The organism is Candidatus Pelagibacter communis, from assembly GCF_001179945.1.
GTDB lineage: Bacteria > Pseudomonadota > Alphaproteobacteria > Pelagibacterales > Pelagibacteraceae > Pelagilacustribacter > Pelagilacustribacter ubique_A.
Window position 1 is genome coordinate 1 of sequence record NZ_CVSG01000005.1, and the last position, 1,123, is coordinate 1,123.

Here is a 1,123-nt window from a genome sequence, read left to right on the forward strand (position 1 = left end):
AAATAAATGGAAAGGAAAAGGAGGAAATTTAGTTTTAGTTACACATTATGTGATTATCTTGGCAATAACTGGAGAAACAGCAAGATCTGGTGAAATAGTTATCACAGATAAGAATTTTAAAGTTTTATCTACAATTAAAACTTTTTAGAAAAATATAAAATATCCAACAGTTATTAAAATCAAATATTCAATAAATGTTTTAATTTTTAAAAGGGTGTTTTTATTCTGAAATTTGTTATTGATAAATAAAGTTAACCGAGCAAAAGCCAAGTGGACTAAAACAATACTAAGGGCTATTCCAAGGAAAGCATGGTAAAAACTAAAGTTCTTAAGCCCATAAAAGCAAGCAGCTATAAACGTAAACCAGGAAATATTTGTTACAAATAATGTAATCAAAATACCTGAACCTTTTTTAAAAATACTTTGGGATTTTATGAAAGTATAAGACCACAAAAGAGTGAATAAAAAACCTACATATTTAATTATCATGAGCCAATATTGTAATTGCGGTAAAGTTCAAAGGCAAATATAAAGTTCGTATGATCATTAAACTTGCTTTAGCTTTTGGGGCCGGATTTATAAGTTTTCTTACACCTTGTGTACTTCCAATTATCCCTGGTTATATTTCTTATATTACTGGAAAAGATTTAGGAGAAATAGATAAAAACAAATCAATAGTTCTGACTAAAACTATTCTTTTTTCATTAGGTTTTTCATTTGTTTTTATAACACTTGGAGCGGCCGCCTCTGCAATAGGGAACGTTCTGCTTTTCTTCTCTAATGAATTACGGATTGTTGCAGGATTAATAATTATTATTTTTTCATTACAAATGTTAGGATTTCTAAATTTTTCTTTTTTAAACACTGAAAAAAGAATTCAAACTAATTCAAATTATAAAGATAATTATGCATTTCCTTTTATAGTTGGCGCGGCTTTTGCATTTGGTTGGACACCTTGCATTGGTCCAGTTTTAGGATCTATAATTGCTTTGTCTGCTACAGAAGCTACTATTAGCAAAGGGGTTTTATTACTATCATTTTATTCTTTAGGATTAGCTATCCCCTTTATTTTATCTGGTTATTACATGAGTAGATTTTTAAATTCTAAAAAAGGTTTTGGAAA

1 protein-coding gene is annotated in these 1,123 nt (G+C 28.4%); it reads left to right on the plus strand.

The window, feature by feature from the left end; all coding sequences use genetic code 11:
• Window positions 1–539: 539 nt before the first annotated feature.
• The coding region (locus tag AMN78_RS00055) for a cytochrome c biogenesis CcdA family protein (RefSeq protein ID WP_075533598.1) at window positions 540–1,123 on the plus strand (584 nt) is incomplete at its 3' end.